Raw genomic sequence first — 20,674 nt, 5'->3', positions numbered from 1 at the left:
ATGTTTATCGATTTTGAGAACATGGATCCGACCGAGGCTTACCACACTCTGACCCAGACCGTGGTACCTCGTCCGGTTGCCTGGGTGCTGAGTGAAAATCCTGATGGCGACTACAACCTGGCGCCGTTTTCATTCTTTACACCAATCACCAGCAATCCTCCCTTGTTGATGTTTTCGGTTGGCCGAAAGCCCACGGACAATGCCTTCAAGGACACGCGGGTGAATATCGAAGCTCGCAAGGATTTTGTTGTACATATCGCCCATCGAGAGCTCGCCAGTGCCATGACGGCAACATCCCGTACCCTGCCACACGGTGAGTCAGAGCTGGCGGACTTGGGCTTGGAGTTGACGCCGATGGAAGGGTCCCGCCTGCCGCGGCTCAAGGATTGCCACGTTGCATTCGCGTGTGAACTCTACGACATCAAGGAAATTGGCGCGGCGCCACAGAGTCTGGTGTTTGGTCTGGTGAAAGGGGTCTACGTGAGTGACCAGGCGACGCATTTTGACGATAAAGGCCGGTTAAAAATCGATGCCGCCGCGTTGGATCCCATCGGTCGCCTGGGCGGCAGCGAATACGTCACTTTCGGAGATATTCTTAAGGTGGCACGCCCCTCCTGAACATGGACTGCGGCCTTGCACGCGGCCCGGCTGTCGAGTCGATTAAGGCTCTACGAGAGGAAAGGGGAAGGTGCTGGGTTAGGGGGAAATTTTGAGCAGGATATTCGCATTAATTGTATTGGCAGCTGGCGTTTTGGCCGGCTGTACCGGGGTTCCTGAGGGTATTCGTCCGGTCCAGAATCTGGAAGTGGATCGTTACCTGGGCACCTGGTACGAGATCGCCCGCCTGGATCACTCGTTTGAGGAAGGGTTGAGCCGTGTCTCGGCCGAGTACGAGCTCAAGGAAGACGGCAGTATTGTCGTTACCAATCGGGGTTATGACGCCGGTGAAGGGCAGTGGAGTGAAGCGGAAGGTCACGCGGTGTTTGTTGACGAGCGAAAGAGCGGTCATCTGAAAGTGTCCTTTTTCGGCCCGTTTTACAGTTCCTACGTGGTGTTCGAGCTGGATAGTGTGGGTTATGAATACGCCTACATCAGCGGCTATAACCGGGACTACCTCTGGTTCCTGTCGCGTACCCCCACCGTCAGTGACGCCCAGATGGCCAAGTTCCGAGAGCGGGCGAGGGCAGAGGGCTTCGATCTCTCCGAACTTATCGTGGTCGATCAAAGCCCTTTAGAGAGTTCTGTAGAGAGTCCTTTGAAGGCAGGTGGCGAGCGCTAAGCGATCAGGCCTGGAATGGCAGGTGGCCGGTTTTCACCCAGATCACGGTTTCCTGCTCCACAAAAGGATGGTGTTGACTGAGATGAGGGCTGCGAATCCAGGTGCCGACCGGGTAGCGGCCGTATTCATCACAGAACTCGCCCGAGAGCACAAAAATTTCCTCGCCACCGAAGTGCCGGTGTGGTTGAAACCGCTCGCCCGCCGGCCATTTCACCAATGCGACATGCTCATGCTCGAAATCATGCAGAGGCATTACCTCCAACCCACCAATACCCGGTAGCCAGGGCCGGGAGTGGGTGTCTATTTGCACAGGGGTAAGGTCGCGTTCTTCAAACTGATGCAATTTGACCAGCAGGGTGCAGCCGTCACGGCTGAAGGGCGCATGGCCTGTTCCGGGCGGGTTCCGGAAATAAGTTCCGGCCGGATAATCTCCGGTTTCATCGGAAAAAACACCATCCAGAACCAGGATTTCCTCGCCTAATGGATGCTCGTGCCGCTTGAATGAAGCGCCCGCCTCATAACGAACCACGCTGGTGGCGTGACCACGTTCAGCTTCTTCACGGGCCAGCGGTTTTCTCAGCACGCCGCCCGCCGGGCTGGGAACCCACTCCTGTTCTTCAGTGCGGATTACTACACGCTTGGAGAAGTCCATGTTCAACATCGCTGGCCTCGTGCTTGGTTACTACTTGATCAAGTGTTGTACATCTCGGAAGTGCGGGTGCTTGCTGTTCTTCATCCACTCAAAGGCGACCATTTCCAGGGTCACGATCCGTGCGCCACTCTGAGCCAGTCGATCCAGGGCAACGTCCCGGTCGAACTCGTTACGGGAACCGGTGGCGTCTGCCACAACCCATACGGTGTAGCCGGCATCGAGCAAACTGAGCGCCGTCTGCAGCATGCATACGTGAGTTTCACACCCTGAGATCACGATCTCCTGACGTCCTTGCGGAAGCTGTTCGAGGAGACCGTCACCACAGGCGTCGAAGTGGTCCTTGGAAACGACCTGATCACACAGCTCCCGGATGTCGTCCACGTTATGGCCAAGCTTTTCCGGCGATTGCTCTGTGGCCACAATGGGCACGCCAAGAAGCCCTGCAATGGTGGCGAGAGTGAGGCACTGGTCGACCACTTCCTGACCGTGGGCGATGGCAGGCATCAATCGTTCCTGAACGTCGATCAACACCAGGGTTGATTGCTCGGCTTTCATCATCATTGGTTGGCTCCTTAGGCGGGATTGGCAGGATTGGAGTGGCGCGTGACCTGTCTCTCATAGTGCCCAATCCTAACAAGAGGTAAACGAAAACCCACCCGAAAAGAAAAAAATGCCGGAAGTACAGAAAGGGAGTTGCCAAACGGCATAAAAACCATTAGAGTTTGCGCCCTCAAATGAGCGACGATATGGCTGATTTGAAACAGTTTATTGGAGAGGTGGCCGAGTGGCTGAAGGCGCACGCCTGGAAAGTGTGTAAACGTTAATAGCGTTTCGAGGGTTCGAATCCCTCCCTCTCCGCCAATACTAAACCCCAGCATTTGCTGGGGTTTTTTATTGGCCGATTGGTAGGGTAAAAGGACCCCCGCGGGTTCGACCGAAGCCTGCTCTGCAGGCGGAGGAACGTCGGAGCAACGCGACGACGGCCCCGAAGGGGTGAGGGCCGAGGGCCCGAATAATCCCTCCCTCTCTGCCAATAGAAAGCCCTGACCTTGCAGAAGGTCAGGGCTTTTTTTTATGGGTTCAGAACGTGAGCTCTACCCCCGCGTAATAGGTGCGTTTGGCCGCCGGTTCGAAATATCGGCCGTTACTGGCGTTGATGCGCACATTGGCGAAATGCTCCTCGTCCAGAACATTGCGGACACCTGCGAAGGCTTTCAGCAGGCTGTTGCGGCTAACGTACCAGGTATCGCCCCCTCGCAGGTTCACCAGCCAATAATCGTCGACCTGAACATCGTTGGCATCATCCGCCACCAAGTCTCCGACATAGCGGGTTTCAAGGGTCGCGAAAGTGCCGCCGAGACCGCTCCAGTGGAGCTGGTTGCTCCAGACCTGTTCTGGCAACCCGGGCAGCCGGTTACCAGCAAAGTTATTGCCGCCAACCTGATAGTCATCAAAGGTGTAACGGGCCAGGGTCAGGGCTGTTTCAATCCGCCAGGCTTGCGAGATACTCCAACCTGCGGCCGCCTCAACACCCTTGCGGGTGGTGTCGCCGGTGTTGCGATAGAAGGTCCGGTCGTTGTCGCCGGGCAAGGTGTAGGGGGTCAACTCGTCACGCACATCGATCCAGAACAGGGTCAGGTCATAGTCGACGCCGACGTCCAACTCGCCCCGTAAGCCCAATTCATGGTTCACCGCCTTTTGAGGCTCAACATCCGGGTTGAAGCCGCCCTGGCCGGAGGGGTTGGCGAACTCCGAGAACGTGGGGGTCTCGAACGCGGTGCTGAGGTTGGCATAGGCCTGGTGGTCGGGGCGATATCTGTAACTCAGGCCGGCTGAGCCACTCCATTCACCAAAGGAGCGATCACCGGACTGATCGCCGTCCTCATCGAATTGATCGTCCACATCCAGGTGGATGTGATCGAAACGGGCGCCCACTGACAGGGTCAGATCGGAATTCAGGTCCAGATCACTCTGGCTGAAAACGCTGAGGGCCGTGGCGGTTTGCACCTCATCGGCGGTCTCACCCTGCAGTGTGCCGTCAAAACTCACTTCGCGTCGGCTGCGGTCATCCCGCTGTCGTCGTGCCTCAATGCCTGTGACTGTCCGGACAGGGTAACCGGCCAATGTTAAGGGTTGTCGATAGTCAGAGTTGAAGCCAAAATAATCACGGTTGTAGTCAATTCGGCTGGGGCCGGGAAAGGGCAGTTGCTGCTCGAAGTTACGACGCAGGTAGAACGTTTTTGCCCGCCATTCGCCGGAGCCGGCTGACAAGTCCTGGTATTGCAGGCCGAGCACTTGCTGGTCGACGGTCTGCCCAGTGTCATAGTCCTTGGTAAAGCGCCCGGCCTGGGTGCGGTCGTCTTCAACCTGTTCAGCGGTGAGGGCGCCGGGGTCGTCCGAGCGCGGGTTATCGAGAAGATTCAGGATAACCGTCAGGGATTGATCGTCACCCAAATCCCGGCTCAGCTTCGAATTGAACAGGTATTTTTCAACCTCGTTCTGCTCCCGGTACCCATCCACATTTAAAGCAGTGAAACCGATGTTATGGGCCCAGGCTCCATCAGTACCGCTGTTGCGGGCGGTAAGCTTGCCAAAGCCATGGCTGCCCCCGGTGAGGCGAATGCTGGAGCCTTCGGGTGTCCGCCGGCCATCGGCGGTCGTCACGCTGATCACACCGCCGGCGGCGTTGCCATAGAGTACCGAGGCCGGGCCTCGAATGACTTCGATCCGCTCGGCGTTGTCTAAATCAATGGCGTCGAGCTGGGCCTGACCGTCGGGCAGTGTGTAGGGAATACCGTCAACGATCACGGTGATTCCCCGAACCCCAAAGGGCGACCGGGCGCCGAAGCCCCGAATGGCAATGCGCTCGCCCTGGGCGTAATTTTCCTGGTTTTGCAGGTACACGCCGGGAACCAGCGCCAGGGACTCATCCAGCTTGTTTCGTAACTGGCCCCGTTGAATGGTGGGGCGATCGACAACGGAGAGCGCTGCAGGGGTCTCGTAGAGCGTGCGTTCCAGTAACGGTGCAGTTACGACGATATTCGCACCGGGCGCCCCGTGAGCGGCTGAAATACACAGCGTCAGCATGGCGCCAGCAGCGCTGCTGTGGGTCAATGGGCCAGGTCGGAACCCGGACGACCTCATGCTTGGCGCCGCCAGACGGTGATCCGGTTATTGGCGGGCATGTCGAGATCTTCATCCAGCGAAAGCCCGCAGCGACCAGCAAGCGCGATCAGATCGCTCATGTCCCGGATGCCCATACTCGGATTTTGCGAACGAAGGTGGCGGTCAAAATTCAGGTTACTGGCACTGGTGTGTTGGCTCCCATAACTGAACGGGCCGTAGAGGCAAAACGCCGACTCAGGTGCCAGAATCGTAGCGACACCCGCAAACATTCGCTCCACTTCGGGCCAAGACATGATGTGGGCGGTGTTGGCTGAGAATACACCAGTCACTGGGCCGGGCAAGCCCCAGTCTGATTGGCAAACGTCCAGTGGTTTGGGTGGATTAAGGTTGGCCAGACCGGCCTGCCTTATTCTGGGCAGGCAGAGTTGGTAATTCTGGGGATGGTCGCTGGGCTGCCAGGTAAGGTGCGGTAAATGGCCGGCAAAATGCACGGCATGCTGACCAGTGCCGGTGCCGATTTCGAGAACCAGCCCCGGCGCATGGAAGATGGCCGCCAGCTTGTCGAGAATGGGCTCTTTGTTATTCTCGCAGGCTTGAGAAAACGGTAGATCCTGAGTCACATTGGCACCGTTAATGCCGAATGCCGAAGTCACTGAATTCTCCGGTAGCCTCTTGTTTCGATACCTCCACCGAGTCCACCCGCGCGGCCGACGGGCCGATCTCACACCAGCTTTTCAGTTGCTGCAGTTGCTCTTCAGTACCCTCCGCTACGACTTCCACTCTGCCGTCGGCGAGGTTGCGGGCAAAGCCAGTAAGCCCGAATTTGGTGGCTTGAGTTGCTGTGGACGCTCTGTAGTAGACTCCTTGAACGAGCCCGGAGACGAGCAGGGACCAGCGCTTGGCGTGCATGAAATGTCCTTGTCAGGCAGAAATGTCAGCGATCTTTTAATCTACCGGCTGTTGGTGGATGTATTCAAGAAGGCTGGAGCGCAATGTCTGGAATTTTTTGCAAACAAAACACTACGGTATACGCCGATGCCTTGATCTGCGAGGCCGAGGGCTTGCGCCGGCTCTTTAACGGTTTAAAGGAGGCAGGGGTTGGGTCTGTCCGGGTACCCGAGGTTTTCAGGGTAGACGAGTCGACGCTTGAGATGACGGCCATTACGCCTGCCCGGTCTGGTAACGGAGCGCTGGAAACATTGGGTGAGGGGCTGGCCGCGCTGCACCGGCTGCCGCAGTCTATGTATGGTTGGCACAGGGACAATTACATCGGGCTGTCGCCGCAGCCGAATTGCTGGGCCGAGTACTGGGGTGAGTTCTTTGTTCAGGAGCGCTTGCGCTATCAGGTGTCCCGCATCCGGGCGAGCGGTGTTCGCAATCGGTTCGAAGACATTCTGGATCAGTGTGATGACACCTTGATCGGCTGGCTTAACGATCATTGCGACCAGCCAAGCCTGCTGCACGGCGACCTCTGGAGTGGCAATGTCTTGTTCAGTCAGGAAGGTCCCTGGCTGATCGATCCCGCTATCTACTGCGGAGATCGCGAGGCAGACCTGGCGATGACGGAGCTATTCGGAGGGTTTGGGTCTGCGTTTTATCGAGCTTATGACCGGGCATTCCCGCGAACACCGGTGTACGAGCAGAAGCGCGATATTTACAACCTGTACCACTACCTGAATCACTACAACCTGTTTGGCAGCAGCTACCAGTGGGGCTGCGAGCGCGGCTTCGTAGCGATGCAGGAGCTCTGCATGCGCACCGCCTAGATCAGGCCAGCACTGCGCAGGGCAAACACGCCAACAGTCACCGTTATGCTGGCCATCAGGGTTGTCAGCGCAATGATGTTGGCGGCCAGGCGATCGTTACCACCCAGTGCCTTCACCATGACAAAACTCGCGGCGGCAGTGGGGCTGGCAAAATACAGGAACATCAGTCCCAGTTCCGCACCCCTAAAACCTACCAGCCAGGCCGCGGCCGTGCACAGGGCCGGCAAAACAACCATTTTGAGCGAACTGGAGCCCAATGCCGTTGAACTGTCGCTGCGGATGGCGCTGAGCGAAACCGTGGCGCCAATACACAGCAAGGCCAGGGGCAGGGTCAGGGACGCAAAGTAGTCACCGGAGGTCATAACCCACTCAGGAAACCGAATATCCAGCCACGCCACGGGAATGGCGATGATAACCGCAATGATCAACGGGTTCCGGATAATGTCGTGGCCGATGCGGCGCCAGCTGGCGGATTGGCCAGGCTGATAGGCAATGAGCACGATCACCGACAGCGTGTTGTAAGAAATGATCACCAGCCCGAGCAGGATGCCACCTGCAGACAGTCCGAAGTCGCCGTAAAGGTTGGCCGCCAACGCCAGGCCAACAATGCCGCAGTTGCCCCGGAACGCGCCCTGGACATAAACGCCCCGGTCGGCGTGAGGGACCCGCCAGTAAGCCCAGAGCCAGGCCAGCGCAAAACTTGCGATGGTTGCCACCAGGTAAAAGCCCAGCAAGCTGAAGTTCAGTGCCGTGTCCAGGTCTGCCCGGATGATGCTTAGAAATACCAGTGTCGGCAGCGTGGCCTTAAAAACCAGGGCCGAGGCGGTGTTGACGAACGCGCTGTCGATCCAGCCAATCCTGCGCAGGCCCATGCCAATGAAAACCATGGCAAATACAGGCAGGGTTGTTTCCAGGGTTTGCAGGAAGATGTCCGTCAGATTCATGCCGGTATTGAGTTCCCTTGGTCGGCGAATGGGCTGCGTAAGTGAGGGTTTCACAGCAGGTTTTATTGTATGTGCTCGCTAAATAGTAAGCTATCTTTATGCTCCTAAAGTCCAATGCCAATCCCAACGGCTAATAGACCTGTTTTCAGTAGGTCCTTGTTGGACGGCAAAAAAGCGCCAGTGTCAAAGAATGCTAACGAAAATCCTTGTCCCAAGGCCTCAGGCCTGGGCTATAGTGGGCGCCAATCGCCGCAGAAGAAGAGGATCAGGATGGAAGCCGTCAATCCGACCCCGGAGCAATTACAGAAAGTGCTGGCGGATACGCCAAAGAACCAGCCGGTGGTCATGCTGAACCTGCTAAGATTCCGCGACCGGGCCAGCTACCCCGATGAAGCCATGGAGCGCTCAGGGCGCGAAGCCTACAAGCTCTATATGGAAGAGGCGGGTGCCTGCGTCAGGTCGGTCGGTGCCGAGGTAATATGGTCCGGCAACAGTGTTGGCTCCCTCATAGCACCACCGGAAGAATCCTGGGACCAGGTTCTGCTAGTCCGTTATCCGTCCATCGATGCTTTCATGGCAATGATTGAAAGCCCGGAATACAAGGGTGTGGTTAAACATCGAACCGCCGCCGTTCAGGATTCCCGGCTGGTCGCCAATCTCGAAGAGCGTGGTTAACGTCAAACCACGCCGGCTTGCTGAATGACCATGTAACTGGCGGTGCCCGCAGCAATGGATAGCAGGGCATTGCGCTGCCAGAGGTGTACAGCGACCACCAGCAATCCTGGTATGAGGGCATCGAAACCCGGCAGGTCTGCCGTCCAGCTGCCAGAACGTTGCAGAAACACCGTGGCTAGCAGGGCCATCACCGCGGCCGGCAAGTAACGCCCCAGGTGCTGAATCAGCGGATGTTCCGTGTGCCGCTCGAAAAACAGAAACGGAATGACCCGCGTCGCGAAGGTCGCGACTGCAGCAACGGCAATGAACGCGGCAATATAAGTCGATTCAGCCACGATTCACTTCTCCTTCCGATGATTGCTCACCACGAATTCGCCGATAGTGCAGCAGCAAAATAGCGGTAACGATGGCAATGGCCCCGATAAGCTGATGAGCCGGGGGCAGGGCGATCATGGCTACGCCTGCGGCCGCTGCGCCGAGCCAGACCGGCAGGCTGTCACCGAGCGCCTTCAGCTGCTCAATGGTTAGGACAATGAAGAGCGCGACCAGGGCAAATTCGATGCCGGTGCTGTTAAACGCCACATTATCCGCAAGCAAGGCGCCCAGCGCGCAGCCGATAACCCAGTAGCCCTGATTGAACGCGGTAATCCGGAAATCAACGGTTTGTTCATGGGCGCGGTCTGGCCCGCGTGGACGGCTGGTCAGCAGTGAGTAGGTTTCGTCGGTGAGACCAAAGATCAGGTAAACCTTGCGCCAGCCAGCGCCGCGGAACTGGCCGAGCAACGACAGGCCGTAAAACAGATGGCGCGCGTTCAGCACGAACATCGCCACAAACACCTCAACCAATCCGGCATTGGCGGCCAGCAGGCTCACCGCGAGGATTTGCCCAGCGCCGGCGAAAATCACCACGCCCATCAACGGCGCAATCCACCAGGCGTAGTCCAGCTGGGTCGCGAACAGCACGCCGAACGCCATGCCCAGAGGCAGGTAGCCGAATAGAATGGGCAAGGTCAGCCGAAAGACGGAGTGATTCATTAGCATCCAATCTGATTTAAAGTCGCGATGATAGGCAAATAGCCCCTGTTTTTGAAGCGATTCAGCGCGGGCTACTAAAGCTAAAGGCGGTGTTTCAACGCCCTTTTGACATAAAAGCGTCACAGAACCGTCTTAACCTGCTGCTCTCAGTCTGTCGTTGGAGTCGTCATGTTAGGCACTGTTCGCGCTCGCATTTTCTGTTTTGCCTTTCTCTGCGTTTTTGCACTGGCCGGGCTGGCCACTCTCTCCGGAACGATCATTCTTAAGGCCGAGGAGGCCTCGGATAAACTCATCCGCACCAACCTTGAAGACACCTGGCTACTTGCAGACCTGGAGCAGTCTCACCGCAAGCTCCAGGATCTGGCCTATAAAATTAAAGCCCAGCTATTGCTATGGGATGAGATCCAGCCGGCTTTTGCGGCCCTGGACGTCTCACTGCCGGCGCACTGGGAGGCGGTGCAGGCCAACAGCGGTCTGCAACCCTGGTCTGAGAGCCACATCGAGGATTTCGAGCGGGTTCAGTCGCTGATGGACGCCATGAGTGAGGGTATAGAACAAAAGAGCTATTACCGGGTTGGTCAGGTGGTGGACTTCGATCTGTTCCCCGCCCTTGAGCCCATGCTGACGGCTATCAACGAACGTCAAGAGAGTAGTCGCGAATCAGTTAAAAACGGCGCTGACGATCTGCTGGCCTTTCTGTCCGATCAGCAAGCTTTCCTGGTGGCCGGTTCGGTCGGCTTCCTGGCGTTGGTGATCTTGATGACCCTGTGGTTGCGGGTGTCCGTCATCCAGAGATTGCGGCGAATTGCCCGGGAGCTGGAGGCCATGGAAGAGCACAGCGACCTGACTCGAATCCCTGTACTGGCCGGCAAAGACGAAGTGGCCGGTGTCAGTCGTGCCCTGGGCGCCTTGGTGAGTCGTTTTGAGCAATTTATTGGTGACGTTCGCGGCGCGGCCGGTGGGTTGAACGAGCGCTCCAGCACCCTGGATCGTGGTGCAGAATCGTTGCAGCAGGCCTCGGAGAAAACCCGTCAGCAGATCCAGGACGTCAGTCAGTCAATGGCGGCCATTGCCGATCAGGCCTCAGCGATTGATCAGGCCACGAACGCCTCAGCAGACACCGTGAGAGAGGCCGTTGCCGCCAATGCCAGGGTGCAGGAGCGCCTGGTAACCAGCGAAAAAGCTGCAGAGAACACTGTGGAAGTCATTTCCCGGGTGTCTTCTTCCATTCAAGCCCTGAATGAATCGACCGGGAAAATTGAGCAGGTGATCGGCGTGATTGCTGAGATTGCCGAGCAAACCAATCTGCTGGCGTTGAACGCGGCAATCGAAGCAGCCAGAGCCGGAGAGCACGGGCGCGGTTTTGCGGTGGTGGCGGATGAAGTTCGAACGCTCTCTTTGCGGACCTCTGAATCGACCCAGAATATCTCGCAGTGGGTTCAGGACCTGATGTTGGGAGTGGGCGGCGTAGACGGCTTGCTGGGAGAAATGAGCGAAGCGGGCAATCAGAACCGCGAGCATCTGGTGGCCCTGCGAGGACATCTTGAAGGCCTGGGTGAGCGGTTTATCCGGCTTGAGCAGCACAGTGCGGAGATTACGGCCGCCATCACCACCCAGCACGACGAAATTGGCCGGGTGGGGCGCCGATCCGCGGTTTTGGACGAAAGCGCTGACTTTCTTGTCGAGAGCGTTGAGAATACGCGCTCCATCAGTGAGGCGCTGCGCCAGGAATCCCTCTCCATGCGGCAATTGATCGCTCACTTCCGGACGGCATCTGAAGCTTCCTGAGTCGTCGATTTCTTCCATTATTAATCAGGGCAATCGTCGATCAGGGCTTCTCGCGCGCAGCCATAATCCTTACCATGTTTGCCACGAGGGAGAATCTATGACCGACGATGCAGCCTACCAAGGCCAACCAGACCCACGGGAAGAGAAGTTCGTGGTGGAAACCGAGCTACTGACTCAAGAGCAGTTGACGGGGCTGGTTGAGGAATATTGCACCCGCTACCACGGGCTGAACGACACCGAGAGTCCGCTGGCCGAACGTGACAGGGTTATGGCTGCGGTCAAGCGCGGTGACCTCGTGGTCTGGTTTGATCCGGTCGAAAATACAGCTGGTTTGGGTCCTTCGGCACGATAATTAGGCTGATATCATGATTTCGGCCCTATTAGAGTGGTAAGGTAGCCAGTACAATTCTGCCGTTTCCCGTAGTCCGTGTGCGAGGTGAATTTTGATCAGGGTATTGGTTGTCGATGACCATGAGCTGGTGCGTTCGGGCATAACCCGTATGCTGGCCGATAACCCCGACCTGGACGTTATCGGGCAGGCATCCTCGGGCGAGGACGCCATAGAATTCGTTCGCCAGGAGCGGCCAGACATTGTTCTGATGGACATCAGGATGCCGGGCATTGGCGGTCTCGAGGCTACCCGCCGTATCCTCCGGATTGATGATTCCATTCGTGTCATTGTTGTCACCGCCTGTGCCGACGATCCGTATCCCACCCGAGTCATGCAGAGCGGGGCATCCGCCTATATCACCAAGGGCGCGGACATCAAGGAAATGGTTCGGGCTATCCGCATGGCCCATTCAGGGCAACGCTACATCAGCCCGGAAATTGCCCAGAAGATGGCTCTCAAGCAGATGAGCGGCGATCGTGATGACGACGGTGAGCTGTCGCTGTTCGAGCGGCTGTCCGAGCGGGAAATGCAGATCGCCATGATGGTGGTCGATTGCCAGAAAGTTCAGGATATCTCCGATAAGCTGTGCCTGAGCCCCAAGACGGTGAACAGCTACCGCTACCGAATCTTCGAAAAGCTCGAAATCTCCAGTGATGTTGAACTGGCCTTGATGGCCGTCCGCCTCGGGTTGCTTGATGCCGACAAGGTCTGACCCCGCCAATAAAGCAGCGGAGTTCGACAGTAAGAACTTCCTGAAACAGCTCACGGAACGGCCCGGCGTCTATCGAATGTTCGATGAAGGCGGCAACGTCCTGTACGTGGGCAAGGCACGCAACCTCAAGAACCGTGTCAGCAGCTACTTCCGCAAAACCGGTCTGGCGCCCAAGACCGAGGCGCTGGTGGGCAAGATTGCCTCCATTGAAGTGACCATCACCGGTAGCGAAACCGAAGCGCTGCTGCTTGAGCAGAACCTCATTAAATCCCTGCGGCCTCCCTATAACATCCTGCTGCGGGACGATAAGTCCTATCCCTATATTTACCTCTCGTCCCACAGCGATTATCCCTCGCTGACCTTTCGGCGTGGACGCACTAAAAAGGGCGGCGGCACCTGGTTCGGGCCTTTTCCAAGCTCCGGAGCGGTCAAGGAAAGCCTTAATGTATTGCAGAAGGTTTTCCGTATAAGATCTTGTAGTGAAAGCTATTTTAAAAACAGGACTCGTCCTTGCCTGCAGTATCAGATCAACCGGTGTACCGCCCCCTGCGTGGAGTACATCAGTCCCGAGGATTACCGCGAGGACATCCGCCGTGCCAGCATGTTCCTGGAGGGCAAGAACCCGGCCATTATCCAGGATCTGATGAATGCCATGGAAACGGCGTCCAAAAGCCTCGATTTCGAAAAGGCGGCGGCCTACCGGGACCAGATTAATCACCTCCGCCATGTCCAGGAACAGCAGTCGGTGGACGGCGAGGGCGGCGACGCCGATGTGATCGCCATCGCCCAGGACGCCGGCATTGTCTGCATCGTGGTGATCATTGTGCGCGGTGGCCGGGTGCTGGGCACCAAGGATTATTTCCCCCGTTATTCCATTGAGCAGACCGAAGGTGAATTGCTCAGCGCCTTTCTCGGCCAGTATTATTTTGGTGGTAACACGCGCCGGGAAATTCCCCGGGATGTACTCGTACCGGTGGATGTCGATGGCCAGGAGTTGCTGGCCGAAGCACTAACCAAGGCCGCTAACCGGGAAACCCGGATTCGCGGCAATGTTCGGGGCGAGCGCCGTCGCTGGCTGGAACTGGCAATGACCAACGCCCGACAGACCCTGCTGACGCACCTGGCGAGCAAGGAAACCGTGTACCGCCGGTTGCTGGCGTTGCGGGATACGCTGGAGTTGTCGGAAACGCCCTCCCGGATGGAGTGTTTCGACATCAGCCACAGCCACGGTGAAAATACCGTCGCATCCTGCGTGGTTTTCGACGAGAATGGCCCGCTGAAAAGCGACTATCGCCTGTATAACATCGAGGGCGTAACCGCTGGCGATGATTATGCCGCCATGCGCCAGGTGTTAACCCGGCGCTATAAGCGTATGGTGGCCGGCGAGGGCAAACGCCCGGACCTGGTGTTTATCGACGGCGGTAAGGGTCAGCTGAATATAGCGCGAGAGGTCTTTGACGAACTGGAGATCTCGGAGATCCCGCTGATTGGTGTTGCCAAAGGCGTGACCCGGCGGGCGGGTATGGAGCAGCTGATCGACGCGATGACCGGCGATGTGTTCCGGATACCGGCCGATTCGCCGGCCCTGCACCTGATTCAGCACATCCGGGATGAATCGCATCGGTTCGCTATTACCGGCCATCGGGCACGTCGGGATAAAAAACGCCGGCAATCCACCCTGGAGGGCATCGAAGGGGTGGGACCCAAGCGCCGTCGCGATTTGATTCGCTATTTTGGCGGGATACAAGGAATCCGCAAAGCCAGTGTGGATGAGATGACCAAAGTAACGGGCATTAGCAAGTCATTGGCGGAAAACATCTACGCAGCATTGCACGACGAGTAAGGACAGCATGAATTTACCTAACATACTCACGCTCTCACGCATCATCATGATTCCGGTGTTTGTGGTGATCTTTTATTTGCCGGTGGAGTGGAGTTACCTGGTAAGTGCCAGTATTTTTGCTTTGGCCGGTGTGACCGACTGGCTGGATGGGTACCTGGCCCGAAAACTTGACCAGAGCACCCCGTTCGGGGCGTTTCTGGATCCGGTGGCGGATAAGTTGATGGTGGCCGTCGCCCTGGCCGTGCTGATTGAAGAGCACGCGGCGATTCTGCTGACCATCCCGGCTACCGTCATCATCGGTCGTGAGATTGTCATTTCTGCGCTGAGGGAATGGATGGCTGAAATGGGCAGTCGCGCCAGCGTTGCCGTTTCCTACATTGGCAAAATCAAGACGACCGCCCAGATGGCCGCCATCGTGGGGTTGTTGGCGTTCCCGCCGGGCGTGCTGGGATCGAACATTGCGATCGCTCTGCTGTACATCGCTGCCGGCCTGACGCTTTGGTCCATGGGCCTTTACCTGAAGGCTGCCTGGGCTGACCTGTTTCCCGCCAAATAACGTCCGGCAGGCTAGGGTTTGGGCTGGTGGCACTCGCCAGCCCAGCGAACGACGGACTCCGATAATTCCTGCCCGGCGCGGCTAAACGCCTCCACCACCTGTTCAATGGACACGCTCTCTGAACGCTCCTGCACTTTAAAACTGGTCGCGCACAAGGTCTTGCGACTCTGGTTGTCCACCAACTGGCCATGCAGTTCAATAACAGCCTGGATGTCTTCGGCCTGATACTCGGTGTGAAAGGCGGTCAGTTCGCTTACCAGGGTCCAGTCTGCGTTGGCTGGGTTGGTGTCGCTGATCACCGAACTGAATCCTTGGCTGTCCCGTAACGTTTCGACCAACAGATCGCGCATTATCACGGGGGCAGTGTCCCGCCAACGCACGGCCTGATAAATCTGAAATTCCAGGGGTGTGGGTTTGGCCAGAATCCGGTTGGTGCCCAAGGGATCAGAAGCGTAGGGCGTGTCCACCCGCAAACTCAGTGGGCGTGTTTGATTGGCACGGATCTCTGAGGAGGGCGCCGCAAAATCCATGACTCGGGGCGCCTCCAGTTTTGGATACACCGTGCATCCTGTGATCGTGCCCAGAAACACCGCGTTGGCTACGAAGACCACTCGCCTCAAGCTCACTGTGTTAGCTCCTGTATTGTTTCGCCGCCCCAGATGGCACGTGTCGGGTCTTCACCCAGCCTGCGAGTGAGCTGGTTGAGGTTACGTAAAGTGCTGCGCAATTCGCGCAACGCCGGTGACAGGTCACCCATACCCTGCAGGCCAGATTCGATGGCGCCCTGATTGTTCTGGGTTAGCTGGTCAATGCGCGCCGACGTTGTCTCAATGGTTTGCAGTGCCGCGTTCAGGGAGCCCAGTACCGCACGCCCCTCGTTCTGCAGCAGGGCATTGGCGTTGTCGGACACGTTGGCTACTTTAGCGGCCGCCTCTCCAGCTCGCTGACTGGCGGTATCGAGGCGCCCTAATAATTCGTCCAGTCGACTTCGTTGCTCGATGAGCGCATCGGATACCTCGCGGGTGTTATCGAGAACGGCGGTCAGGTTGTCGATGTTTTTTTCGGAAAACATTTTGTTGGCGTCGACCAACAGTGATTCCGCTTTCTCCAGCAGACTCTGGCCATTGGCCATCAGGCTGTCTAAAGCCGAGGGGTTGGCGATGATCAGGGGAGGATCGTTTATGTCCCCAATGAGTTCCGGGCTATCCGGACTACCGCCACTGAATTGTATGCTGGTGCTGCCCGTAATGTTGGCCAGAACCAGCGTGGCCTCGGTGTTCTCCCGAATCGGAATGTTCTGATCGACCCGAATCAAAACCCGAACCTCGCTGGGGTCGAGGGGATTCAGTTTTAATTCCACGACATCGCCGACCTGCACGCCGCTGTAAAGCACCGGGTTGCCCTTTGAGAGGCCGCTGACCGGTTGATTGAAGCCAACCTCATAGTAAGACCAGTCCCGATCGGCCGTGGATTTCGCGAGCCACAGGGCGAAAAACAGTGCTGCAATGAAGGCGAGCAGGGTAAATAGGCCGATAATAACGTGGTGGGCCTTCGGTTCCATGGTGCTTACTCCTGTGGCCGCAGTGTGTTTGTCCCGGTGGCGCTGCTCGCAGCGCGCCCACGCGGACCGTTAAAATAATCCTGAATCCAGGGGTCGTCGATGGTAGCAACGCGCTCCAGCCGGTCGGCAACCAGAACCCGTTTCTTTGCCAACACCGCAATGCGATCACAGGTGGCGTAGAGTGTGTCCAGATCGTGGGTGACCAGAAACACCGTGAACCCGAGCGCATCCCGCAGGGTCAGAATAAGGCGATCAAAGGCTGCTGCACCAATGGGGTCGAGGCCGGCCGTTGGCTCATCCAGAAACAGAATTTCTGGATCCAGCGCCAGCGCCCGTGCCAGGGCCGCCCGTTTAACCATGCCACCGGACAGCTCTGCTGGGTATTTCAGTGCGGCTTCCGGCGGTAATCCGGTCAGCGCCAGCTTCACCCGGGCCAGGTGCTCTGCGTCTGGTCTACTTAGATCGGCATGCTCGATCAGTGGCAATGCTACGTTTTCCTGCAGGTTCAGAGACGTAAACAGAGCGCCGCCCTGAAAGAGCACGCCAAGGCGCTGCTCTATGAGTGAACGGTCACCGGCCGAAAGTTCCTGTAGATCTTCGCCAAATACCCGAATGTGACCTGCCGTTGGCGGATTCAGGCCAACAATGCTTCGCAGCAACACCGTTTTACCGGTTCCCGATCCACCAACCACGCCCAGAATTTCCCCGGTCATCACATCAAGATCCAGGTTTTCATGGATAACCTGGCTGCCAAATCGGTTGCAGAGCTCGCGAACCTGAATCACGGTCTGGCTCTGCAGGTCAGGGTGGGGCGCAAGCTGATGGTGTTTAGACACGGCCTACCACCCCATTTCCATGAAGAACAGAGCGGCGATCGAATCGATCAGGATCACCATGAAAATCGACTGGACTACGCTGGCGGTGGTGTGCTCACCGACTGATTGCGCGCTGCCACTGACCTTGAAGCCCTCAAGGCAACCGATAACCGCAATCAGAAAGGCAAATATTGGCGCCTTGGACAACCCCACCAGGTAGTGTCTGAGCTCAACGCTCCGTTCCACAATCGCGATAAACTGCGGAGGGTAGATGTCGAGCACCAGGGCACACACTGTGGCACCACCGGCCATACCGGCAATCATGCCTACAAACGCCAGGATGGGCAGGGTGATCATCATCGCCAGCACACGCGGGATGACCAGCAGTTCAATTGGGTCAAGCCCTAGAGTCCGGATGGCGTCCAGTTCTTGGTTTACCTTCATGGCGCCAATGTGCGCCGTAAATGCACTGGCGGTTCGGCCAGCCAGCAGGATGGCGGCAAGTAGCACGCCAAACTCCCGCAGGAAGGAAAAAGCGACCAGATTGACCGTATAGATAGTCGCGCCGAAGCTCTCAAGTACCGTTGCCCCAAGGAAAGCGACCACGGCACCAACCAGGAAGGTGAGCAGTGCCACAATGGGCAGCGCATTCAATCCGGTCTCTTGAATAGCGGCAACGAATGGCGTGATGCGCCAACGCCAGGGGCGCAGGAGGACCCAGAACAGGACGGCAAGGGTTTGCCCAATGAAGCCATTGAGTGCTTTGACCAGTTGATAGATGCCATCGGTGAGCTGACCGGTTTCGGACAGGAAGCGGGTAACCACTGGGATGGCCGGCGGTTCCGGCTCAGGGCGATTGATGACCGCGTCACACACGGCGCAGAGCAGTGCGGACCTTTCGGCAGTGAGCGCATTAGGTTCCGATGCCAGCGAATGCAGGCGCTCTGGCCCCAACAGGGTTATCAGTTGAGACGCGCCCGCGGTATCCAGGCGATCCAGGCCGGACAGGTCAACGGTTTCGAAAGCCTGGGCTTGGGACGATGCGGCTTCAACGGTTCGCTGAAGCTGCGAATAATTTTGTAACGTCCAGTCACCGCGGATGGCGATCGCCCTGTCGACGACCACGGCTTCGCCCGGCGACGAGGTGCTTGTCGCGAAAACCGATTTTTTCTTGCCCGCGGTGCTGGTCACGTTGGCCGATAATCCATTGATTGTTTTGTTGGTTAATCACTAGCTTAGAGGCTCCATTGGCTATCCGCCAGCACCTGCTTGTCCTCCTCATCGTGACTAGCCAGAACCATGGTAATGCCTTGGCTTTTTTGTTCCAGCAGCATCGCCCGAAGTGTATTGCGGGTATCCTCATCCAGCCCGGTCAGGGGCTCATCGAGCAGCAGCACCGGTTGGTTTCGAAGAAGTGCCCGCAACAATGCCACCCGCTGGCGCTGCCCACCAGACAGGGCCGATGGCATCCGTTCGCCATAGCCGGCGAGACCAACTCGCTGTAGTCCCGTCTGTATCGCCTGGTTTTGTTCGTGGGACAGTTTCATGCCGGGGTGCATGCCAAGGCCAATGTTGGTCTGGACATCCAGATGCTCAAAGAGGTTGTGTTCCTGAAACACACTGGTCATGGGGCGTTGCCACGGAGCCAGCTGATCAACGGTCTGTCCCAGCCAGGTGATGGTGCCATCGGCAGGTGGAAGAAAGCCCGCGAGCAAGCTCAACAGGGTTGATTTGCCAGACCCGCTGGGTCCGTCGATGGCAATGCATTGGCCCCGATCAACCTGAAAATCAAAGCACCAGGTGCGGTCGTTCGACGGGTAGGTGAAGGTCAGGTTGCGAACCTCAAGCATCCGATGTCTCCAACTGTAAGGGTTTCGGGCCCTTAAGCCTCTGGGTTTTCGTGGATGGCCTTCCGACCAGATTGAATAGGCCAAATAATGCCAACAGCACGATCATCAGCCAGAGCCCGGTGCCGGCGGCAGCGTCAATTTGATAACTCCCCAATTGCTGGTAGAGCAGCACTGGCAGAGTAGGGGCGCTGGGCGATCCAAACAAAGCAATCACGCCAAAATCACCGAGTGACAGGCCAGTACCATAGGCCAGGCTCAGGGCAAGAGGGCGCCTGAGCCTTGGCCAGTGTAGCCAGCGCCAGCGATACCAACCCCTGATGCCCAACTGGTCTGCCAGGCGGATACTCGCCGGATCAAGGTTGCGAAGTGGTCCCCGTAATAGCTGCATCACAAAGGGCAGGGCCATCATGGCATTGATGAGCGCGACCAGAGCCAGGCCCTCATCCGCGACCCCAAGCCCGGGCCGCAGTAGCAGAAACAAACCGGTGGCAAGCACCAGGGGCGGAATAATCAGGGGCAAGTAACCGGCGGTTTCGAGCAGCCGGGTACCGGGCTTGTGACCGCTGCCGGGTTTTGCCCCAAGTATCAGAAGCGACGTTACCACCGACATTGCGCCAGCGGGCAAGGCAATGCCAAGGCTCAGCGCTGTTGCTTTCAACAGTTGGAGCCCCTGGGTAGCAAGACCGCTTGGGGATAGGGCGTCGGTCAGCCCTGGCAGGCCACGGATCAGAACAGCTAGCAACGGAAGCGTCAGAAACAGAACAAAGGCTGCGAGCAAGCCGGCATCCAGCAGCTTTCTGACGCCGCCTGCGTCCGGGCGGGCGCAACCTATCGACAGTTGCCGGTCTGGAACCAGGGCGGTGTTGAGCCCTTTGCGCAACACCAGCCACCAGAGTGTTCCACAGATCAGTAGCTGTATCAGTGCCAGCAACGCTGCCCGGCCAGCATCGAACTCAAAGCGCAGTGCCTGGTAAATGGCGACTTCGATGGTGGATGTGGCGGGCCCGCCGCCAAGGGTCATGACAATGGCAAAACTGGTGAAGCAGAGGGTGAAAACCAACGCCACAACGCCGGGCAGAACCGGTCGGATGCTTGGCCACTCCAGGCTGCGCCAGAGCCAGAGTGAACCGAGGCCCAGTTGGCTGGCAATCCGTCGCTGCGCGGATGGTGCGCTTTCCAGGGCTTGCAGCAAGATGCGAGCGACCAACGGCGCATTGAAGAAGACGTGAGCCAGCACAATGCCGTTCAGCCCGTACAGGTTCCAGGTCATGGCTGGCAGCCACTCTTGCAGGGCTGCTGTGAGCCATCCTTGCCGGCCGTACACGCTGACCAGCCCCGACACCGCGACGATGGTGGGCACCACCAGACTCAGCTCCATCAACCTCAGCAGCAGAGCCCGCCCGACAAACTGCCGATGGCGATCAAGTGCCCGGGCGATGGGCAAAGCCAGCAGGACGCTGAAGGTGACCGACAGAAAGGCCTGCCAAAGCGTAAACAGCACGACGCTGCGGAGATATCGGCTACCCCAAAGCTCGCTGACCTCAAGCGCCGGTGCCTGCCAGAACAAGGCGCCGGCGCCACTGACCGCCAGCAACACAATCGCCGCTGCGAGCAGAGTTCCGGGCCAGCGCTGCCAGCCCGGATGACTTAAAGGAGCGCGAATAAGGTGGGGCATAACAAC

General features: G+C 57.8%; 22 protein-coding genes, 1 tRNA gene and 1 pseudogene. 10 read left to right on the top strand and 14 right to left on the bottom strand.

Translation table 11 applies throughout. The features are described from left to right. Entirely contained in the window at nt 1–618 is a 618-nt protein-coding gene (locus tag FGO67_RS11945; RefSeq protein ID WP_203300890.1) for a flavin reductase family protein, read from the top strand. Between the two features lie 91 nt (nt 619–709). Then, nucleotides 710–1,279, top strand: a complete 570-nt coding sequence (locus tag FGO67_RS11940) for a lipocalin family protein (RefSeq protein WP_203300889.1) — start codon at nt 710–712, stop codon at nt 1,277–1,279. A gap of 4 nt (nt 1,280–1,283) precedes the next feature. On the opposite strand, the gene FGO67_RS11935 is transcribed toward FGO67_RS11940, so the two are convergent. Next, a complete protein-coding gene (locus FGO67_RS11935) occupies nt 1,284–1,940 on the bottom strand; it encodes a cupin domain-containing protein (protein WP_203300888.1) in 657 nt (218 codons plus the stop codon). Nucleotides 1,941–1,961: 21 nt separating this feature from the next. Continuing rightward, nucleotides 1,962–2,492 carry an isochorismatase family protein gene (locus tag FGO67_RS11930; RefSeq protein ID WP_203300887.1) on the bottom strand — a complete coding sequence of 177 codons (531 nt, stop codon included), beginning with the start codon at nt 2,490–2,492 and terminating at the stop codon, nt 1,962–1,964. A 209-nt stretch (nt 2,493–2,701) separates the two neighbouring features. On the opposite strand from FGO67_RS11930, the gene FGO67_RS11925 reads away from it, so the two are divergent. Next, nucleotides 2,702–2,792: transfer RNA gene (locus tag FGO67_RS11925), tRNA-Ser, on the top strand. A gap of 219 nt (nt 2,793–3,011) precedes the next feature. On the opposite strand, the gene FGO67_RS11920 is transcribed toward FGO67_RS11925, so the two are convergent. The 3 genes from FGO67_RS11920 to yccX are packed head-to-tail and all read right to left on the bottom strand — an operon-like array spanning nt 3,012 to nt 5,966. After that, the gene (locus tag FGO67_RS11920) at nt 3,012–5,045 is read right to left on the bottom strand and encodes a TonB-dependent receptor family protein (RefSeq protein ID WP_203300886.1); all 2,034 of its coding nucleotides are present in this window, start codon (nt 5,043–5,045) and stop codon (nt 3,012–3,014) included. A 26-nt stretch (nt 5,046–5,071) separates the two neighbouring features. Next, nucleotides 5,072–5,710: a DUF938 domain-containing protein gene (locus FGO67_RS11915; RefSeq protein ID WP_338039565.1), complete on the bottom strand. Its 639-nt coding sequence runs from the start codon at nt 5,708–5,710 to the stop codon at nt 5,072–5,074. Then, the gene (gene yccX / locus FGO67_RS11910; protein ID WP_203300885.1) at nt 5,688–5,966 is read right to left on the bottom strand and encodes an acylphosphatase; all 279 of its coding nucleotides are present in this window, start codon (nt 5,964–5,966) and stop codon (nt 5,688–5,690) included. Before yccX ends, FGO67_RS11915 begins: the two co-directional genes overlap by 23 nt. Nucleotides 5,967–6,025: 59 nt before the next feature. Here yccX and FGO67_RS11905 point away from each other — a divergent pair. Next, nucleotides 6,026–6,823, top strand: a pseudogene (locus FGO67_RS11905) (fructosamine kinase family protein); the annotation flags it as partial. On the opposite strand, the gene FGO67_RS11900 reads toward FGO67_RS11905, so the two are convergent. Beyond that, the gene (locus tag FGO67_RS11900) at nt 6,820–7,767 is read right to left on the bottom strand and encodes an AEC family transporter (protein ID WP_203300883.1); all 948 of its coding nucleotides are present in this window, start codon (nt 7,765–7,767) and stop codon (nt 6,820–6,822) included. The pseudogene FGO67_RS11905 and the gene FGO67_RS11900 sit on opposite strands and share 4 nt — an antisense overlap. 270 nt (nt 7,768–8,037) lie before the next feature. On the opposite strand from FGO67_RS11900, the gene FGO67_RS11895 reads away from it, so the two are divergent. After that, complete coding sequence (locus tag FGO67_RS11895) at nt 8,038–8,442, top strand: DUF1330 domain-containing protein (protein ID WP_203300882.1); 405 nt, start codon at nt 8,038–8,040, stop codon at nt 8,440–8,442. A gap of 2 nt (nt 8,443–8,444) precedes the next feature. Here FGO67_RS11895 and FGO67_RS11890 read toward each other — a convergent pair whose 3' ends face one another. Next, nucleotides 8,445–8,777, bottom strand: a complete 333-nt coding sequence (locus tag FGO67_RS11890; protein ID WP_203300881.1) for an AzlD domain-containing protein — start codon at nt 8,775–8,777, stop codon at nt 8,445–8,447. Continuing rightward, complete coding sequence (locus FGO67_RS11885; RefSeq protein WP_203300880.1) at nt 8,770–9,477, bottom strand: AzlC family ABC transporter permease; 708 nt, start codon at nt 9,475–9,477, stop codon at nt 8,770–8,772. The genes FGO67_RS11890 and FGO67_RS11885 overlap by 8 nt, the downstream gene beginning before the upstream one ends. A gap of 168 nt (nt 9,478–9,645) precedes the next feature. Here FGO67_RS11885 and FGO67_RS11880 point away from each other — a divergent pair, with 168 nt between their 5' ends. The 5 genes from FGO67_RS11880 (at nt 9,646) to pgsA (ending at nt 14,767) form a co-directional block, all read left to right on the top strand. Further along, on the top strand, nt 9,646–11,265 hold the full coding sequence (locus tag FGO67_RS11880; RefSeq protein WP_203300879.1) for a methyl-accepting chemotaxis protein: 1,620 nt from the start codon (nt 9,646–9,648) through the stop codon (nt 11,263–11,265). A 97-nt stretch (nt 11,266–11,362) separates the two neighbouring features. Next, complete coding sequence (locus FGO67_RS11875; RefSeq protein ID WP_203300878.1) at nt 11,363–11,617, top strand: YheU family protein; 255 nt, start codon at nt 11,363–11,365, stop codon at nt 11,615–11,617. A gap of 91 nt (nt 11,618–11,708) precedes the next feature. After that, on the top strand, nt 11,709–12,368 hold the full coding sequence (gene uvrY / locus FGO67_RS11870; protein ID WP_041338642.1) for a UvrY/SirA/GacA family response regulator transcription factor: 660 nt from the start codon (nt 11,709–11,711) through the stop codon (nt 12,366–12,368). Continuing rightward, a complete protein-coding gene (uvrC, locus tag FGO67_RS11865) occupies nt 12,352–14,211 on the top strand; it encodes an excinuclease ABC subunit UvrC (protein ID WP_203300877.1) in 1,860 nt (619 codons plus the stop codon). Before uvrY ends, uvrC begins: the two co-directional genes overlap by 17 nt. A gap of 7 nt (nt 14,212–14,218) precedes the next feature. Next, entirely contained in the window at nt 14,219–14,767 is a 549-nt protein-coding gene (pgsA, locus tag FGO67_RS11860) for a CDP-diacylglycerol--glycerol-3-phosphate 3-phosphatidyltransferase (RefSeq protein WP_203300876.1), read from the top strand. 11 nt (nt 14,768–14,778) lie between these two features. Here the strand turns inward: pgsA and FGO67_RS11855 are convergent, their stop codons facing one another. The 6 genes from FGO67_RS11855 to thiP are packed head-to-tail and all read right to left on the bottom strand — an operon-like array spanning nt 14,779 to nt 20,668. Next, nucleotides 14,779–15,393, bottom strand: a complete 615-nt coding sequence (locus tag FGO67_RS11855; RefSeq protein WP_203300875.1) for an ABC-type transport auxiliary lipoprotein family protein — start codon at nt 15,391–15,393, stop codon at nt 14,779–14,781. Continuing rightward, nucleotides 15,390–16,328, bottom strand: coding sequence for an MlaD family protein (locus FGO67_RS11850; RefSeq protein ID WP_203300874.1), 939 nt, complete (start codon nt 16,326–16,328; stop codon nt 15,390–15,392). Before FGO67_RS11850 ends, FGO67_RS11855 begins: the two co-directional genes overlap by 4 nt. Before the next feature lie 5 nt (nt 16,329–16,333). Then, nucleotides 16,334–17,164: an ABC transporter ATP-binding protein gene (locus FGO67_RS11845; protein WP_338039564.1), complete on the bottom strand. Its 831-nt coding sequence runs from the start codon at nt 17,162–17,164 to the stop codon at nt 16,334–16,336. A gap of 3 nt (nt 17,165–17,167) precedes the next feature. Beyond that, nucleotides 17,168–18,334, bottom strand: coding sequence for an ABC transporter permease (locus tag FGO67_RS11840; RefSeq protein WP_420844508.1), 1,167 nt, complete (start codon nt 18,332–18,334; stop codon nt 17,168–17,170). Nucleotides 18,335–18,378: 44 nt separating this feature from the next. After that, nucleotides 18,379–18,993 (bottom strand): thiamine ABC transporter ATP-binding protein, encoded by a 615-nt coding sequence (locus FGO67_RS11835; protein WP_203300873.1) that lies wholly within the window; start codon nt 18,991–18,993, stop codon nt 18,379–18,381. Continuing rightward, nucleotides 18,986–20,668 carry a thiamine/thiamine pyrophosphate ABC transporter permease gene (thiP, locus tag FGO67_RS11830; RefSeq protein WP_203300872.1) on the bottom strand — a complete coding sequence of 561 codons (1,683 nt, stop codon included), beginning with the start codon at nt 20,666–20,668 and terminating at the stop codon, nt 18,986–18,988. Before thiP ends, FGO67_RS11835 begins: the two co-directional genes overlap by 8 nt. Nucleotides 20,669–20,674: the final 6 nt, after the last annotated feature.

Origin of the sequence: Marinobacter sediminum (assembly GCF_016820575.1) — a bacterium.
Classification (GTDB): Bacteria; Pseudomonadota; Gammaproteobacteria; order Pseudomonadales; family Oleiphilaceae; genus Marinobacter; species Marinobacter sediminum.
This window is presented reverse-complemented; position numbering and strand designations above follow the sequence as displayed.

Excerpts from the sequence above, each read along its gene's own strand:
- FGO67_RS11900 (WP_203300883.1), bottom strand. The coding sequence starts at position 7,767 with ATGAATCTGACGGACATCTTCCTGCAAACCCTGGAAACAACCCTGCCT.
- FGO67_RS11895 (WP_203300882.1), top strand. The coding sequence starts at position 8,038 with ATGGAAGCCGTCAATCCGACCCCGGAGCAATTACAGAAAGTGCTGGCG.
- FGO67_RS11850 (WP_203300874.1), bottom strand. The coding sequence starts at position 16,328 with ATGGAACCGAAGGCCCACCACGTTATTATCGGCCTATTTACCCTGCTC.
- yccX (WP_203300885.1), bottom strand. The coding sequence starts at position 5,966 with ATGCACGCCAAGCGCTGGTCCCTGCTCGTCTCCGGGCTCGTTCAAGGA.
- FGO67_RS11875 (WP_203300878.1), top strand. The coding sequence starts at position 11,363 with ATGACCGACGATGCAGCCTACCAAGGCCAACCAGACCCACGGGAAGAG.
- FGO67_RS11930 (WP_203300887.1), bottom strand. The coding sequence starts at position 2,492 with ATGATGATGAAAGCCGAGCAATCAACCCTGGTGTTGATCGACGTTCAG.
- FGO67_RS11935 (WP_203300888.1), bottom strand. The coding sequence starts at position 1,940 with ATGTTGAACATGGACTTCTCCAAGCGTGTAGTAATCCGCACTGAAGAA.
- FGO67_RS11945 (WP_203300890.1), top strand. The coding sequence starts at position 1 with ATGTTTATCGATTTTGAGAACATGGATCCGACCGAGGCTTACCACACT.
- FGO67_RS11885 (WP_203300880.1), bottom strand. The coding sequence starts at position 9,477 with ATGAATCACTCCGTCTTTCGGCTGACCTTGCCCATTCTATTCGGCTAC.
- pgsA (WP_203300876.1), top strand. The coding sequence starts at position 14,219 with ATGAATTTACCTAACATACTCACGCTCTCACGCATCATCATGATTCCG.
- uvrC (WP_203300877.1), top strand. The coding sequence starts at position 12,352 with ATGCCGACAAGGTCTGACCCCGCCAATAAAGCAGCGGAGTTCGACAGT.
- thiP (WP_203300872.1), bottom strand. The coding sequence starts at position 20,668 with ATGCCCCACCTTATTCGCGCTCCTTTAAGTCATCCGGGCTGGCAGCGC.
- FGO67_RS11835 (WP_203300873.1), bottom strand. The coding sequence starts at position 18,993 with ATGCTTGAGGTTCGCAACCTGACCTTCACCTACCCGTCGAACGACCGC.
- FGO67_RS11880 (WP_203300879.1), top strand. The coding sequence starts at position 9,646 with ATGTTAGGCACTGTTCGCGCTCGCATTTTCTGTTTTGCCTTTCTCTGC.